Origin of the sequence: Williamsia sp. MIQD14, assembly GCF_051025635.1 — a bacterium.
GTDB lineage: Bacteria > Actinomycetota > Actinomycetes > Mycobacteriales > Mycobacteriaceae > Williamsia_A.
The window spans coordinates 1,266,715-1,281,030 of sequence record NZ_JBPFDG010000001.1 but is presented as its reverse complement, the minus strand read 5'-3'; the positions used below and the strand labels follow the sequence as shown (position 1 = coordinate 1,281,030).

Sequence of the window (14,316 nt, the reverse complement as noted above, 5' to 3'; positions counted from 1 at the left end):
GTGAGTGCACAGCTGCGCGATCTGCCCATCCCGCTCGTCGGCGCCCCGATGGCCGGCGGACCCACCACCGACGACCTCGTCGTCGCCGTCGGCGAGGCAGGCGGATTGGGGTTCCTCGCGACCGCCTACCGGTCGGCCGAGCAGATCAGGGCCTCGATCGACGCCGTCCGCGCGCGCGGGGTGCAGCGTTTCGGTGCCAACCTCTTCGTCCCGGATGCGCCGGAGGTACACGAGACCGATCCGGCGGGTGTGGCGCGGTACGTCGAGGCCCTGACGCCCTGGGCACAGGCCGCGGGGGTGGACGTGCCGGAGGTCCCGGCGTTCTCCACCGCCGACTACGCGACCGCGTTCGATGTGGTCGTCGAGCGGCGCGTGCCGTGGGTGTCGTTCACGTTCGGCCTGCCCGCGCCGGAGGAGGTCGCACGTCTGCGAGAGGTGGACGCGACGATCGTCGTGACGGTCACCTCCGTGGCCGATGCGCACGCGGCGGTCGAGCGCGGCGCCGACGTCCTCTGGGTGCAGGGTCCGGCCGCCGGTGGCCACCGCTCGACCTTCACCGTGGCGCAGACCCCGCCGGAGGATGCCCTCGACGACCTGCTGGCAGCGGTCGTCGACGCCGTGCCGACACCGGTCGTCGCGGCCGGGGGAGTCGGCGACGGGGCCGACGTCGCACGGCTCCTCGGGCTCGGCGCGCAGGCCGTCGGCATCGGGACACTGCTGCTGCGCACGCCCGAGGCGGGCACCAGCGCCCCGTACCGTCGCGCCCTGACCGCGGCGGCGGAACCGGGTTCGCAGGCCCACACCGTGCTCACGCGGGCGTTCTCCGGCCGGCCGGCCCGGGGGCTCGCCAACCGGTTCCACCGGGAACTCGGCCACCTCGCCCCGTCGGTGTTCCCGGAGCTCAACACGCTGACCGGTCCGATTCGACGCGCGGCGACCGCAGCCGACGACGCCGAGGCCATCACGCTGTGGGCCGGTGAGGGATTCGCCCACGCCCGCGAGCTCCCGACCGAGACCGTGTTCGCCGACCTCTGGCGGTCAGCGCTGGAGCACGGCGCGCAGCGTCGGGGAGCGATGCACAACAGGGATTGATCCACAGGGTCGGCCACGCTCAGCGATACCGGCGGTCGAGACTCCACTACCGTGGCTGAGCATGACCGATGCGGGAGCCGGAGCCGACACGACGGCGTCGTCGTCCGCCCGGACTCCGACCGACGAGCAGCTGCTCGCCGCGCACATCGGCGGTGACCCCCGGGCCTTCGGCCGGCTCATCCGCCGCCACCAGAACTATCTGTGGGCGGTCGCCCGTCGGAGCAGTCACAGCTCCGAGGACGCCTCCGATGCGTTGCAGGAGGCACTGTTGAAGGCCCACCGCAACGCCGGCGGGTTCCGTGCCGACGCGCAGGTCCGGTCGTGGTTGCACCGCATCGTCGTCAACTGCGCGCTCGACCGCGTGCGCCACAACACCCTGCGGCACACCGTCCCCATCCCGGAGTTCGACACACCCGCCCTGGCCGACCCGCGCGACGCGACCGCAGAGATCGACACCCGGCTCGCCGTCGACCACGCACTGCAGACGCTGCCCGCCGACCAGCGGGACGCGGTGGTGGCCGTCGACGTCGAGGGCTACTCGGTCACCGACGCCGCCGCGATGCTCGGTGTCCCCACCGGCACCATCAAGAGCCGATGCGCACGCGGCCGGGCGAAGCTCGCGCTCGCCCTCGGTCACCTGCGCGAACCCGATGACATCGGACCCGGTGGGAACCCATCGGTCCCGGTCGGCGTCTGATGGACATGGGTGAGACGGGAACGGGCCCGATGATCACGAGCACGGACGCGGCCACCTCGACCGCCGCGGCCGAGGAACGGGAGGCGCGATGACCGACGATCCCGCCGCCCCGCACCCCGGTCCTCCGTTCTCGATCGACCTCGTCGCCGATCTCCACGCAGGCGTCCTCCCCGAGGACGAGGCGGCCGTCCTGTGGCCGCGCGTGCGCGCCGATCCCGCCGCGCGACGCATCCTCGACGCCCTCGACGCCACCCGTGCCGACCTCGCATCCGCCCCGGTCGCCGACGAGGCCCCGCCGGCCGCGGTCGCCGCCGCGATCGACGCGACCCTGACGAACCTCGAACAGCAGTCGCGCGCGCCGCGGACCCCGGCCCAAACCGAGGTCGAATCCCTCGCCGATGCCCGCGCGCGTCTCCGGGATGCCGGACGACGTCGTGGCCTGCTCATCGCGCTGGCCGCGGCCGCCGTCATCTCGGTGGTCACCCTGGTCGTGGCCATCTCGACGGCGTCGATGTCGTCACAGGGGACCGTCACCAACGCCGATCCCTCACCCACGTCGGTGCCGAGCGCGGGAGCCGCAATCTCGCCGGTCGCGCTGCTGTCGGTGCTGGGACGCTCGGGGGCGTCGTTCGACGGCAGCCCCGCCGACGCCGCCCGCCTGCAGCGCTGTCTGGGGGCCAACGGCGTCGAGCCGTCCACGCCGGTCGTCGGCTCGGGCACCCTCACCGTCGACGGCGGACCGCGCACGGTCGTGCTGCTCGGAACCGGACAGGCCGGGCGGTTCGACGCCCTCGTCGTGGGCACCGACTGCGACACCGGCCGCCCGTCGCTGATCAGCCGCCAACGCATCGGGGGCACCACACCGACGAGGTGAGGCGCGGGAACAGATCCCCTTACCCTTGTGTTGAATCAGCCGATCACGCACGTGGAAAGAGGACAGATGAGCGACACAGGTACCGCCGAGGATCTGGGCGGCACGATCCACGACCTCATCGTCGTCGGGTCCGGCCCCGCCGGGTACACCGCGGCCGTCTACGCCGCGCGCGCCGAACTGGCGCCTGTCGTCTTCGAGGGCACCCAGTTCGGTGGTGCGCTCATGACGACCACCGAGGTCGAGAACTTCCCCGGCTTCCAGGAGGGCATCCAGGGTCCTGCGTTGATGGACGAGATGCGCGAGCAGGCACTGCGTTTCGGTGCCGACCTGCGCATGGAGGACGTCGATGTCATCCGCGCCGAGGGCGACATCAAAGAGGTCGAGGTCGGCGGCGAGGTGTACCGCAGTCGGGCGCTGGTGCTCGCGATGGGCGCAGCGGCCCGGTATCTCGACGTCCCCGGCGAGGCCGACCTGCTCGGTCGTGGCGTCTCCGCTTGCGCCACCTGCGACGGCTTCTTCTTCAAGGATCAGGACATCGCCGTCATCGGCGGTGGTGACTCCGCGATGGAGGAGGCGACCTTCCTCACCAAGTTCGCCCGCAGCGTCACCCTCGTCCACCGCCGCGAGGAGTTCCGTGCGTCGAAGATCATGCTCGAGCGCGCCAAGGCCAACGAGAAGATTCGCTTCGTCACCAACGCCGGCATCAACCGGGTGCTGGGGGAGACCTCGGTGACCGGCCTCGAGCTGGTCGACACCGTGACCGGTGAGACGTCGGTCCTCGACGTGACCGGCATGTTCGTGGCGATCGGTCACGATCCGCGCAGCGGCCTCGTCGCCGGTCAGGTCGACCTCGACGGTGACGGCTACGTGCGCACCGTCGGAGGCACCACGGCCACCAGCGTCGACGGCGTCTTCGCCGCGGGCGACCTGGTGGACCACCGGTACCGACAGGCCATCACCGCGGCCGGCACCGGATGCAGCGCCGCGATCGACGCCGAGCGGTGGCTGGCCGAACGCGCCGACGCCACCACCCACGTCACCGCCGATGTCGCGGTGGCATCGCTCGCCTGAACCGACCCCCGTCCGGATCGGCACCTGCCGATCCCCCCACACCACGTTTCCACTAGAGGAGGAACACACAATGGGTGCAAACACAGTCGTCGTCACCGACGCGACCTTCAAGTCCGAGGTTCTCGGCGCCGACAAGCCGGTGCTGGTCGACTTCTGGGCCACCTGGTGCGGCCCGTGCAAGATGGTCGCCCCGGTGCTCGAGGAGATCGCCGCCGACAACGGTGAGAAGCTCACCGTCGCGAAGCTCGATGTGGACGAGAACCCCAACATCGCACGGGATTTCAAGATCATGTCGATCCCCACCATGATCCTGTTCGAGAACGGCCAGCCGACCAAGACCATCGTCGGTGCCAAGGGCAAGGCGGCGCTGCTGCGCGAGCTCGACACCGTCCTCGGGGCCGAGAAGCCCGCGGTCTGATCCACCGGCCGACGAGTTCGGCCACATAGCGTCCATCGGGTGTGCGTGGCCTCTGCCGCGCACACCCCGATTGATGTGTGGCGCACCTGACGCAGCGTGTTGGTCTGGGGCCCACCGACCTGAGACACTGTGATGTCGATGTGCACTCCGAGTCGTCGATGTGCGAGAAAGGCTGTGGTGATGGCGCTGTACCGCCTGGGTGATCAGGGGTCTGCTGTCGCCGAGATCCGTTCGATCCTCACCACGCAGGGCCTGCTCCCCGACGCGTCCGGCTCGGGCGGTCGCCACAGCGCCGAGACCGAGACCGTCGGTCAGGACGCCGTGTTCGACCACGAGGTCGAGCACGCCGTGCGCACCTTCCAGCAGCACCGCGGCCTCATCGCCGACGGCATCGTCGGCCCGGCCACCTATCGGGTCCTTCGCGAGGCGTCCTATCGCCTCGGTGCCCGGATCCTCACCTTCACGCTGTCGGCACCGATGAACGGCGACGACGTCGCGACGCTGCAGTCGCGGTTGCAGAACCTCGGCTACTACACGGGGCTCGTCGACGGACAGTTCGGAGCATCCACCGACACGGCGTTGCGGTCGTACCAGAGCGAATACGGCATGGCGCCCGACGGCATCTGCGGCCCGGACACGCTGCGCTCGCTGAACAACCTCGGCACCAAGGTCACCGGCGGTTCGCCGCACGCGATCCGTGAGCAGGAGTCGGTGCGTCGATCCGGTCCTCAGCTGTCGGGCAAGCGTGTGGTCATCGATCCCGGCAACGGCGTCGTCGACGCGGCGGTGGACCCGGAGACCGCTGCGCTCGAGACGACCATTCTGTGGGATCTCGCGCACCGGCTCGAGGGGCGCATGGCGGCGGCCGGCGTGGAGACATTCCTGTCGCGGTCGGTGTCGGACAACCCCGACGACGCCCAGCGGGCGCGCACCGCCAACAGCTTCGACGCCGATCTGGTGATCTCGCTGCGGTGCGCGCACCACAAGACCCCGACCGCCGGCGGCGTCGCCACGTTCTACTTCGGGACGCCCCAGGGGTCGGTCTCGACGATCGGGGATTCGCTCTCGGGCTTCATCCAGCGCGAGATAGTGGCGCGAACTCCACTGCGCGACTGTCGGAGTCACCCGAAGACATGGGAGATCCTCCGCCTCACCCGGATGCCGGTCGCCCAGATCGACATCGGGTACATCACCAACCCGCACGATGCCGCCGTGCTGCGTGACCCCCAGATCCGGGACACCATCGCCGACGCCGTCCTGGTCGCGGTGAAGCGGCTGTATCTGCTCGGCGAGAACGACCGGCCGACCGGCACCTACACGTTCGCCGATCTGCTGGCGTCGGAGCACATCGCCCGCTGATCGCGGGACCGCCGGTGTCGACACGCCCGCGGGTCAGCCCACGGGCACCACGGTCCGCTCCCGACCGGTCGCGTCGATCGTCGCCATCACCACCAGCCCGGCCAGCGCGCTCTCGACGGCCGACTTCCATCCCAAGCCCTCGTCGAGCTCGAGACGGAACCGTGGGAATCGGTGGTGCGGTGCGACGAGCTCGAACCCGGCGTCGGTGAGGAAATGGGCGTCGGTCATGCATCCCGGGCAAAGGGTGGAGGACGGGTCCGGCACGCCGGGCTTCGTCGGTGCGAGGTCGTCGGGCTCGTCGCCCGACGACCGGACGATGCCGAAGGACTCGACGGCGCGGACACCACGCTCGACCAGATCGGCGACCACCGCCGACACCAACGACTCGGCGGTCCCCTCGAAGCCGGCATCCACACGCACCGACGTGAGGAGAACCGCGTCGGCGCTCACGGGGGAGGTGGGGAAGAGCGCGGCACGGGGCACACGGCCCGGCGGCGCATAGAAGGCGGTGCCGACGGCGCGACCCGTCGTGGACTCGACAGCCACCTGAGCGCACTTGCCCCAGTCGAGCATCACCATCGACACCCACGCCTCTTTGTCGAACTCGCTGTCGATGACGTAGCCGCTGTCCGGTCCCGGGATGCCGACCGGATCGACCTCCCAGAAGATGCACTGACGGACGTGGGTCGGCAGTGACTCGAACCCGTCGAGCCGAAGCGGACTGATCGAGACGCTCACACGTCCCTCCCGGCGGCCTCGAACGTGGACGCGAGGTCGCGGCGCGCGCCATGTCCCGATTCTGTTGCGCCACAACAATTGTGGACCGCCGGACGGGTCCACCGACAACACTCCGTCACAGTGACGTTTCGCCCCCTGGCCGGTGTACGTGCTCCGACGCGGTCACTGCGCGTCATTTTTCGCCAAGAGGTCCACGATGCGTTCGAGGTCGTCGACCGAACCGAATTCGACCACGATCTTGCCCTTCCGCTTCCCGAGGGACACCGTCACGCGCGTGTCGAGGCGGTCGGAGAGCCTCTCGGCCACGTCCTGCAGACCCGGCATCAGCATCGGCTTGCGCTTGGTCGGCGCACTCGGCGCGGCAGCCGGCCCGTCGTGATTGGCGAGTGTCACCGCTTCTTCGGTGGCGCGGACCGACATGCCCTCGGCGACGACGCGCGCAGCGAGCGCCTCCTGCAGATCCGACCCACCCTCCAGCGACAGAAGCGCGCGGGCATGTCCGGCCGACAGGACCCCCGCGGCCACACGGCGCTGCACGGGGATCGGCAGCTTCAGCAGGCGGATCATGTTGGTGACGACGGGCCGGGAACGCCCGAGGCGCGTCGCCAGCTCGTCGTGCGTCACGCCGAACTCCTCGAGCAGCTGCTGATAGGCGGCCGCCTCTTCGAGGGGATTCAACTGCACCCGGTGGATGTTCTCCAGGAGCGCGTCCCGGAGCATGTCCTCGTCTTGCGTCTCACGCACGATGGCCGGGATCGCGGTGAGTCCCGCGACCTGACTGGCGCGCCAGCGGCGCTCGCCCATCACCAGTTGATAGGCGATGTCGCCGACAGGGGAGGGCAGACGACGCACGACGATGGGCTGCATCAGCCCGAACTCGCGGATCGAGTGGACGAGTTCGGCGAGAGCCTCTTCGTCGAACGCGGTGCGCGGCTGCTGCGGATTCGGCTGGATGTGGGTCGGGGGGATCTCCCGATAGACCGCGCCGGCCTCGGTTGCCGGATCGATCGGCGACTCCGCGGCTGCGGCCGTGGAAGCGGTACGAGCCGCCCCACCCTTGCGTGGTGCCTCCCCGAGAACGACGTCCGCGGCGGCCGCACCCAGCCGTGGACCCTCGTCGGGACCGGTGGGAATCAGTGCTGCGAGGCCTCGCCCCAGGCCGCCTTTGCGCTGTGTCATGCGGTGCCGTCCTCCTGCCCCGTCGACGAGGCGCGCATCCCGAGTTCACGTCCGGCGTCGAGATAGCTCATGGCGCCGCGCGATCCGGGGTCGTATTCGATGATGGTCATGCCGAAACCGGGCGCCTCGGAGACCTTGACGCTGCGGGGGATCACCGTGGTGAGCACCTTGTCGCCGAAGTGACGACGGACCTCGTCGGCGACCTGGTCGGCGAGTTTGGTCCGGCCGTCGTACATGGTGAGCAGCACGGTGGACACCCAGAGATCTTTGTTGAGGTGAGCCTGCACGAGCTCGATGTTCGACAACAGCTGTCCCACACCTTCGAGGGCGTAGTACTCGCACTGGATCGGGATGAGTACCTCTCGGGCCGCAACCATCGCGTTGACCGTCAGCAGGCCCAGCGAGGGCGGGCAGTCGATGATCACATAGTCGATGTCGTGTGCGCGGATGGTCTCGAGATCGATGGCGTTCCGGAGTCTGGTCTCGCGAGCGACCATCGACACCAGTTCGATCTCTGCACCCGCGAGATCGAGGGTGGCGGGGACGCAGAACAGTCGCTCGTGCGCGGGCGAGGCCTGCATCGCCTCCGCGAGGGTGATCTCCCCGAGCAGCAGTTCGTACACCGAGGAGATGTCGGGATCACGGTGGTCGATCCCGAGGGCTGTGCTCGCATTGCCCTGGGGGTCGAGGTCGATCACCAGGACGCCCAGACCGTGCAGCGCCAAGGCGGCCGCGATGTTCACCGACGTCGTCGTCTTGCCGACGCCGCCCTTCTGGTTCGCGACCGTGATGATGCGGGGTTCGACCGGACGGGGGAGTCGCCCTGCCATGCCCTTGGTGAGGACCTGGCTGGCGCGCTCGGCAGCGGCAGCGATCGGGGTGTCGTGATACTTCTCGGTGGTTTCACGTGAAACGTTGCGCGGTGTTTCACGTGAAACGTTGCGGTCGGCGTCGGAGACGACCGCGCCGGAGGGGGCACCTCCGTCGGGTGGAACCTGACCCACAGCCACTCTCCTTCGACCCCGCTTGCTCAACATTCTGCGCCCAACCTCCACACCGCACCAATCCCACCGGACAGACGTGATCGCACCTTCGAGAGCGCCACGGTCACCGACGTTTGCCCGGCTTCCCGCGGTACTCGCCGCGGACCACCGTCGTCGCCACGGCAAGACTATCGGCACCACACGACTCCACGCGCAGCTCGCCCAGACCAGCCCGTGACAGCGCGGCGCGATGCTTCTCGATCTCCTCGCCGGCCGACGAACCCTTGATCGCGACGAGCTCTCCACCGGTACGCAGGAGCGGCAGAGACCACCGCGCGAGCCGGTCCAAGGGCGCCACCGCGCGCGAGGTCACCACATCCGCACCGCCCACCGACGACACGACGTCCTTGTCCTCGGCACGTCCGCGGATCACCTGCACGTCGATGTCGAGGATCCCGATGATCTCCGTGAGGAACTCGTACCGTCGGAGGAGGGGCTCCACCAATGTCACCCGGAGGTCGGGGCGAGCAAGGGCCAGAGGGATCCCCGGTAGGCCGGCTCCGCTGCCGATGTCGACGAGTCGGGCATCTGCAGCGATCACCTCGGCCGCCGCCGCACAGTTCAACACGTGACGCGACCACATCTGGTCGACCTCGCGCGGACCGATCAGTCCGCGCACGACACCCGCGTCGGCGAGGAAGTCACGATAGGTGGCGGCGGCATCCATGCGGCGACCGAACATCATGTGGGCGGCGGCCGCGACGGCGGGGTCGTCGAACTCGGGGTCGTGTTTCACGTGAAACATCCTTTCCGGGATGAGGCAGAAACGCCACAGGGCCCCGGCGTAACCGGGGCCCTGTGGGTGTCGAGTGGGGGAGGGTCAGCGCTTGATGACCACGACGCGGCGCTTGGGCTCAACGCCCTCGCTCTCGCTGATCACTCCGTCGACGGCGGCGACCGCATCGTGCACGATCTTCCGCTCGAACGGGGTCATCGGGTCGAGCTCCTCACGACCGCCGTTCTCGACGACGCGCTGAGCGACCTCGGTGCCCAGGGCCGACAGCCGCTGACGACGATCGGCGCGCCAGTTCGCGACATCCAGCATGAGACGCGACCGCTCACCGGTCGCCTGCTGCACGGCGAGGCGTGTCAGCTCCTGCAGAGCATCGAGCACCTCTCCGTTCTTGCCGACAAGCTTCACCAGATCGCGGCCGCCATCGATGCTCACGATCGCGCGGTCACCGTCCACGTCGAGGTCGATGTCACCGTCGAAGTCCAGGAGATCCAGCAGCTGCTCGAGGTAGTCACCAGCCACCTCACCCTCCTCGACGAGATGGTCGTCGCCGCTGCCGGTGTCGCCGTCCTCCGAGTCGACGTCTGCAGTCGCGTCGGGGGCGCCGCTGTCCTCGGCGACGATCTCGTCCGTGGTCTCGATCTCAGCGACGTCGGCGTCGCTCGTCTCTGCCGTCATGTGTTCTCACCTTCGAATCGTGTGTGTACAAGTCGGTCCGCCGACCGGTCGTGGCGGTCGTGCGGAGTAATCGCGAGGGCGCTCAGCGCCGCTTGCGTCTGCGCTGCTGCGTCGTCGCCGGCTTCTGTCCGGGACGTGGCTTCGCCCCGGCAGTTGCTTTCGCACCACCGGACGAACCGTTCGACGCAGTGCCGTTCGTGGCCTTGCCTGCGCCCTTCGACAGGTTCGGGGACGAGCCGTTGCCGTTCGACGGCGATCCGTTGGCGCCGCCCGACGCCGCGGCCTTGCCGTCACCGTTGGCCGACGAACCGTTCGCGTCGGCGGCGTCGGAGGTACCGGTGTCGACCTTCTTCTTGGCGCGGTCGGGACGGGCGCCGGGCTTGGGCGCGTTGGCCTTCAGCTTCTCCTGCTTGGCAGCCTTCTTCTCCGCGTCTTCCTTCTCGATGCGGTTGAAGACGATGTGCTGCTGTCCGTAGGTCCAGAGGTTGTTGCTCACCCAGTACAGGAGGATGGCCACGGGGAAGAACGCACCGGACACCAGGATGCCGAGGGGGAAGACGTAGAGCGCGAGCTTGTTCATGATCGCGGTCTGCGGGTTCTCGAGTGCGGCTGCGCCCTGGCGGGCGACCGAGGCACGGGAGTTCATGTGCGTCGCGATCGACGAGATGATCACCAGCGGGATCACGAGGTAGATGATGTGGTTCCGCGTGAAGTCGATGACACCGTCGGCGCTGAAGGCGACCCACTCGGACTTCGGCTGCGAGATCGCGGCCGACAGGGGCACACCGAAGAGGCGGGCGTCGAGGAAGTTCTGGACCTGATCGGCGTTGAAGGCGTAGTTGCCGATCGACCGGGTCTGCTCTGCGCTCATACCGAGCTGGCCGAACCCGGTTCCCATGCGGTTGAACGACCGCAGGACGTGGAACAGACCGATGAACACCGGGATCTGCGCGAGCATCGGCAGACACCCGAGGAGCGGGTTGAAGCCGTGCTCCTTCTGGAGCTTCTGCATCTCTTCGGTCATCTTGACGCGATCCTTCGCGTACTTCTTACGGATCGCCTGCAGCTGAGGCTGGATCTCCTGCATCTGCCGCGTGGTCCGGATCTGCTTCACGAACGGCTTGTAGAGAATCGCACGCAGGGTGAAGACGAGGAAGATCACCGAGAGCGCCCACGCGATACCGCTGCCGCCGGGGGAGTCGGGGAGGATGTGGCTGAACACCCAGTGCCAGACCCACATGATTCCCGAGACCGGCCAGTAGATGAAGTTGAGCACGGTGTCAGTTGCTCCTCACTGCGTCGGAGACGCACCTTGTCGAGGCGTCGGAGACGCACCTTTGTTCAGCGTCGGAGACGCTTGATGTATCGGCGTCGGAGACGCGGGGGTTCGGATCGTCGCCGGCCGGCTCGCCGGTCACCAGTCCATGGTGCCTGTTCCGTTCGGGGACGGGGTCATAGCCGGGTTTGTGCCAGGGCCCGCACTTGAGCAGACGCCAGATCGACAGTGCGCCGCCGCGGATGGCGCCCCATTCGTCGAGGGCTTCGACGGCGTAGGAACTGCACGTCGGTTCGAAGCGACAACTGGGCATGCGGGTGGGGGAGATCCACGTCTGGTAGGCACGCACGAGAAAGATCAGTGCCCTCCGCAGCCAGCCCCCGGGGTTCACAGCGCTGCACCGGTGGCGGTTGCGGACGGTGTCCGCACCAGGCCGGATCTGTCGACTGCCGCCGAGACCTGTTGCGCCAAAACGGTTTCTGATACATCAGCCGCAGTAGGGAGCGCGCGGATCACCACCGTGGACGGGGTGCTCACACCTTGCAGAGCCTCGGCACTGGCCGCGCGGAGGCGCCGGGCCACGGCATGACGGGCCACGGCGTTGCCGACCGCTTTGCTCACGATGAGACCGACACGAGGGCCGGCGGGCTCGGCGACGTCGACACGGACCCCGCGCGAGTCCGGCCACACGTCCGGGCTGACCAGGACATACGTCATGAGGTCACGACGACGGACGCGCACCCCGTGTCGAAGTGTGCGACTGAAGTCGGACCTCTGCGAGATCCGCTGATGTCGGGCGAGCACCGGTGCATTCGACAGTGCGTCCGCGTCGGCTACGACACGGACGGACAGACGAATCAGGCAGTCAGGCCCGCGCGGCCCTTGCGGCGACGGCCGTTGACGATGGCACGGCCGGCACGTGTCCGCATGCGCAGACGGAAGCCGTGCACGCGCGCGCGACGGCGGTTGTTCGGCTGAAAGGTCCGCTTGCCCTTGGCCACGGGAACTCCTCGTTGTCGGGGCATCGGAGAAGACATGCGTCCTCGACACCCGTTTATCTGGTGGTCTCATGCCGGGTTCGGTCGTGCGCCCGTACGTCCACCCAGGCCGATGACACCGCCAGAAATCGGCGGGTTCGAAACGGGCGGCGCGCACGAGAAGACCCACACCTCGGCGACCGTTCGAGAGTACTGACCGCGTCGAAGCCGGTCAAACCGCCGACGAGGTGCCCGACGACGGCCACCGGGGCCGATCAGGACGAGCCGACCTGGGACGACACGCCGTGGACACGGGGTGTCGGGAACTTCGGCCCGAAATGTGCCTACCGAACGGTTGAGACTCCGTCGGACGTCTGTTAGCTTTCCACGAGCACATCGTTCGGCGAGGGGTTCATCGCTCCTCGCGCGGCCTGGGGACAACCGGTCGCCGTGGTCCTCCGGGATCGCCCGATGTCGTCGGCGCCGAGGTGGTTCGGCCTGGTCGACGCCTCTTCCGTATCTGTCCACACCTGTGGATAACCGTGTGGACAAACGTCGGTCGGTACGCGACGATGGGCCACGCGATACGGCCCACCACGGACGATCGCCGTCTCGAGGAGGGGTCACGATGAGTTCCGACCGCGACACCTTCGGCGACATCTGGCAACAGGTCCTCGTCGAACTCACGGCCGACGACACCCTCGGTGATTCCCTCACCCGTCAGCAGAAGGCCTGGCTGTCGCTGGTGCAGCCCCTCACCCTCGCCGAGGGGTTCGCCTTGCTCGCGGTGCCGTCGGCGCTGGTCCAGGAACAGATCGAACGCACCCTGCGCGAGCCGATCCGCGCCTCGCTCAGCCGACACCTCGGCGCCGAGGTCGATCTCGGTGTCCGTATCGATCCCGATGCGGAGTCGTCGTCCGTGCACACGCCACTCGACGTGAGTGCCGCGTTGGACACGCTCCCCGACACGTTCGCCGACCGACGCGACACGAACGACTACCTCCACGACACCCCCCGGATCGACGGCGTCCTCGGCAGCGGCCTCCCGCCGGCCGACGGTCGGTCCGCCGACGGCGACTGGTCGACGTACTTCCACCCCAGTCCCGGTGAGCCCAGCAGCCTCAACCCCAAGTACACGTTCGACACCTTCGTCATCGGGGCGTCGAACCGTTTCGCGCACGCCGCGGCCGTCGCGATCTCCGAGGCACCGGCGCGGGCGTACAACCCGCTGTTCATCTGGGGTGAGTCGGGCCTGGGCAAGACGCATCTGCTCCATGCGGCCGGCCACTACGCGCAGCGTCTGTTCCCTGGGATGCGCGTGAAGTACGTGTCGACCGAGGAGTTCACGAACGACTTCATCAACTCGCTGCGTGACGACCGCCGCGTGGCGTTCAAACGTCGCTACCGCGATGTCGACGTCCTCCTGGTCGACGACATCCAGTTCCTGGTCGGCAAGGAAGGTATCCAGGAGGAGTTCTTCCACACCTTCAACACCCTCCACAACGCGAACAAACAGATCGTCGTGTCGTCGGATCGCCCGCCCAAGCAGCTCGCGACCCTCGAGGACCGACTGCGTACGCGTTTCGAGTGGGGCCTCATCACCGACGTCCAGCCGCCCGAACTCGAGACCCGCATCGCCATTCTGCGCAAGAAGGCGCAGATGGACAGCCTGCAGGTCCCCGACGACGTGCTGGAGCTCATCGCCTCGAAGATCGAACGCAACATCCGCGAACTCGAGGGCGCACTCATCCGCGTGACGGCCTTCGCCTCGCTGAACAACGCCGAGCTGAACCTGGCGCTGGCCGAGATCGTCCTGCAGGCCCTGCTGCCCGACACCGGCAACGTCGAGATCAACGCACCGGCCATCCTCGCCATCACCGCGGAGTACTTCGGCATCAGCGTCGACGAACTGCGGGGACCGGGTAAGACCCGGTCGCTCGCGCAGGCCCGTCAAATCTCGATGTACCTGTGTCGCGAACTCACCGACCTCTCCCTGCCCAAGATCGGCGAGACCTTCGATCGCGACCACACCACGGTCATGTACGCGGACAAGAAGATCCGCAAGGAGATGGCCGAGCGCCGCAAGGTCTACGACTACGTCCAGGAACTCACCGCGCGCATCAAACAGCGCTCGCGCACCTGATCTCGCCCGCCCTCGACACCGCATCTCTCGACCTCGGG

At 68.4% G+C, this 14,316-nt stretch carries 16 protein-coding genes; 7 read left to right on the top strand and 9 right to left on the bottom strand.

The genetic code is table 11. The features are described 5' to 3' along the window. From ACQ7HM_RS05575 to ACQ7HM_RS05550, 6 genes are all read left to right on the top strand, one after another. The gene (locus ACQ7HM_RS05575) at positions 1 to 1,092 is read left to right on the top strand and encodes an NAD(P)H-dependent flavin oxidoreductase (protein WP_434215216.1); all 1,092 of its coding nucleotides are present in this window, start codon (positions 1 to 3) and stop codon (positions 1,090 to 1,092) included. 61 nt (positions 1,093 to 1,153) lie between these two features. Then, complete coding sequence (gene sigM / locus ACQ7HM_RS05570) at positions 1,154 to 1,789, top strand: RNA polymerase sigma factor SigM (protein ID WP_434215215.1); 636 nt, start codon at positions 1,154 to 1,156, stop codon at positions 1,787 to 1,789. An 88-nt stretch (positions 1,790 to 1,877) separates the two neighbouring features. Then, positions 1,878 to 2,663, top strand: coding sequence for a hypothetical protein (locus ACQ7HM_RS05565; RefSeq protein ID WP_434215214.1), 786 nt, complete (start codon positions 1,878 to 1,880; stop codon positions 2,661 to 2,663). 66 nt (positions 2,664 to 2,729) lie between these two features. Then, a complete protein-coding gene (gene trxB, locus ACQ7HM_RS05560; RefSeq protein WP_434215213.1) occupies positions 2,730 to 3,734 on the top strand; it encodes a thioredoxin-disulfide reductase in 1,005 nt (334 codons plus the stop codon). A 70-nt stretch (positions 3,735 to 3,804) separates the two neighbouring features. Then, entirely contained in the window at positions 3,805 to 4,152 is a 348-nt protein-coding gene (trxA, locus tag ACQ7HM_RS05555; protein ID WP_434215212.1) for a thioredoxin, read from the top strand. A gap of 180 nt (positions 4,153 to 4,332) precedes the next feature. Beyond that, on the top strand, positions 4,333 to 5,511 hold the full coding sequence (locus ACQ7HM_RS05550) for a peptidoglycan-binding protein (protein WP_434215211.1): 1,179 nt from the start codon (positions 4,333 to 4,335) through the stop codon (positions 5,509 to 5,511). A 33-nt stretch (positions 5,512 to 5,544) separates the two neighbouring features. On the opposite strand, the gene ACQ7HM_RS05545 is transcribed toward ACQ7HM_RS05550, so the two are convergent. The 9 genes from ACQ7HM_RS05545 to rpmH all read right to left on the bottom strand — a co-directional run bounded on the left by ACQ7HM_RS05545 (position 5,545) and on the right by rpmH (position 12,159). Next, entirely contained in the window at positions 5,545 to 6,249 is a 705-nt protein-coding gene (locus ACQ7HM_RS05545; RefSeq protein WP_434215210.1) for a hypothetical protein, read from the bottom strand. Positions 6,250 to 6,411: 162 nt separating this feature from the next. Beyond that, positions 6,412 to 7,428, bottom strand: a complete 1,017-nt coding sequence (locus ACQ7HM_RS05540; RefSeq protein WP_434215209.1) for a ParB/RepB/Spo0J family partition protein — start codon at positions 7,426 to 7,428, stop codon at positions 6,412 to 6,414. Continuing rightward, positions 7,425 to 8,432, bottom strand: coding sequence for a ParA family protein (locus ACQ7HM_RS05535; protein ID WP_434215208.1), 1,008 nt, complete (start codon positions 8,430 to 8,432; stop codon positions 7,425 to 7,427). Before ACQ7HM_RS05535 ends, ACQ7HM_RS05540 begins: the two co-directional genes overlap by 4 nt. Positions 8,433 to 8,535: 103 nt before the next feature. Further along, positions 8,536 to 9,216 carry a 16S rRNA (guanine(527)-N(7))-methyltransferase RsmG gene (gene rsmG, locus ACQ7HM_RS05530; protein ID WP_434215207.1) on the bottom strand — a complete coding sequence of 227 codons (681 nt, stop codon included), beginning with the start codon at positions 9,214 to 9,216 and terminating at the stop codon, positions 8,536 to 8,538. Between the two features lie 75 nt (positions 9,217 to 9,291). Beyond that, a complete protein-coding gene (locus ACQ7HM_RS05525) occupies positions 9,292 to 9,882 on the bottom strand; it encodes a protein jag (protein WP_434215206.1) in 591 nt (196 codons plus the stop codon). A gap of 82 nt (positions 9,883 to 9,964) precedes the next feature. Beyond that, the gene (gene yidC / locus ACQ7HM_RS05520) at positions 9,965 to 11,158 is read right to left on the bottom strand and encodes a membrane protein insertase YidC (protein ID WP_434215205.1); all 1,194 of its coding nucleotides are present in this window, start codon (positions 11,156 to 11,158) and stop codon (positions 9,965 to 9,967) included. A gap of 4 nt (positions 11,159 to 11,162) precedes the next feature. Then, the gene (yidD, locus tag ACQ7HM_RS05515; RefSeq protein WP_434215640.1) at positions 11,163 to 11,471 is read right to left on the bottom strand and encodes a membrane protein insertion efficiency factor YidD; all 309 of its coding nucleotides are present in this window, start codon (positions 11,469 to 11,471) and stop codon (positions 11,163 to 11,165) included. A gap of 74 nt (positions 11,472 to 11,545) precedes the next feature. Next, positions 11,546 to 11,962: a ribonuclease P protein component gene (gene rnpA, locus ACQ7HM_RS05510; RefSeq protein WP_434215204.1), complete on the bottom strand. Its 417-nt coding sequence runs from the start codon at positions 11,960 to 11,962 to the stop codon at positions 11,546 to 11,548. A gap of 53 nt (positions 11,963 to 12,015) precedes the next feature. Further along, positions 12,016 to 12,159: a 50S ribosomal protein L34 gene (rpmH, locus tag ACQ7HM_RS05505; protein ID WP_045824938.1), complete on the bottom strand. Its 144-nt coding sequence runs from the start codon at positions 12,157 to 12,159 to the stop codon at positions 12,016 to 12,018. A 604-nt stretch (positions 12,160 to 12,763) separates the two neighbouring features. Here rpmH and dnaA point away from each other — a divergent pair. After that, positions 12,764 to 14,278, top strand: a complete 1,515-nt coding sequence (dnaA, locus tag ACQ7HM_RS05500) for a chromosomal replication initiator protein DnaA (protein WP_434215203.1) — start codon at positions 12,764 to 12,766, stop codon at positions 14,276 to 14,278. The last annotated feature ends 38 nt before the right edge of the window (positions 14,279 to 14,316 follow it).

What these genes read in the sequence shown, in the direction of transcription:
- sigM (WP_434215215.1), top strand. Translation starts at nt 1,154, where the DNA reads ATGACCGATGCGGGAGCCGGAGCCGACACGACGGCGTCGTCGTCCGCC.
- ACQ7HM_RS05565 (WP_434215214.1), top strand. Translation starts at nt 1,878, where the DNA reads ATGACCGACGATCCCGCCGCCCCGCACCCCGGTCCTCCGTTCTCGATC.
- trxB (WP_434215213.1), top strand. Translation starts at nt 2,730, where the DNA reads ATGAGCGACACAGGTACCGCCGAGGATCTGGGCGGCACGATCCACGAC.
- trxA (WP_434215212.1), top strand. Translation starts at nt 3,805, where the DNA reads ATGGGTGCAAACACAGTCGTCGTCACCGACGCGACCTTCAAGTCCGAG.
- ACQ7HM_RS05550 (WP_434215211.1), top strand. Translation starts at nt 4,333, where the DNA reads ATGGCGCTGTACCGCCTGGGTGATCAGGGGTCTGCTGTCGCCGAGATC.
- ACQ7HM_RS05540 (WP_434215209.1), bottom strand. Translation starts at nt 7,428, where the DNA reads ATGACACAGCGCAAAGGCGGCCTGGGGCGAGGCCTCGCAGCACTGATT.
- rsmG (WP_434215207.1), bottom strand. Translation starts at nt 9,216, where the DNA reads ATGTTTCACGTGAAACACGACCCCGAGTTCGACGACCCCGCCGTCGCG.
- ACQ7HM_RS05525 (WP_434215206.1), bottom strand. Translation starts at nt 9,882, where the DNA reads ATGACGGCAGAGACGAGCGACGCCGACGTCGCTGAGATCGAGACCACG.
- yidD (WP_434215640.1), bottom strand. Translation starts at nt 11,471, where the DNA reads ATGCCCAGTTGTCGCTTCGAACCGACGTGCAGTTCCTACGCCGTCGAA.
- dnaA (WP_434215203.1), top strand. Translation starts at nt 12,764, where the DNA reads ATGAGTTCCGACCGCGACACCTTCGGCGACATCTGGCAACAGGTCCTC.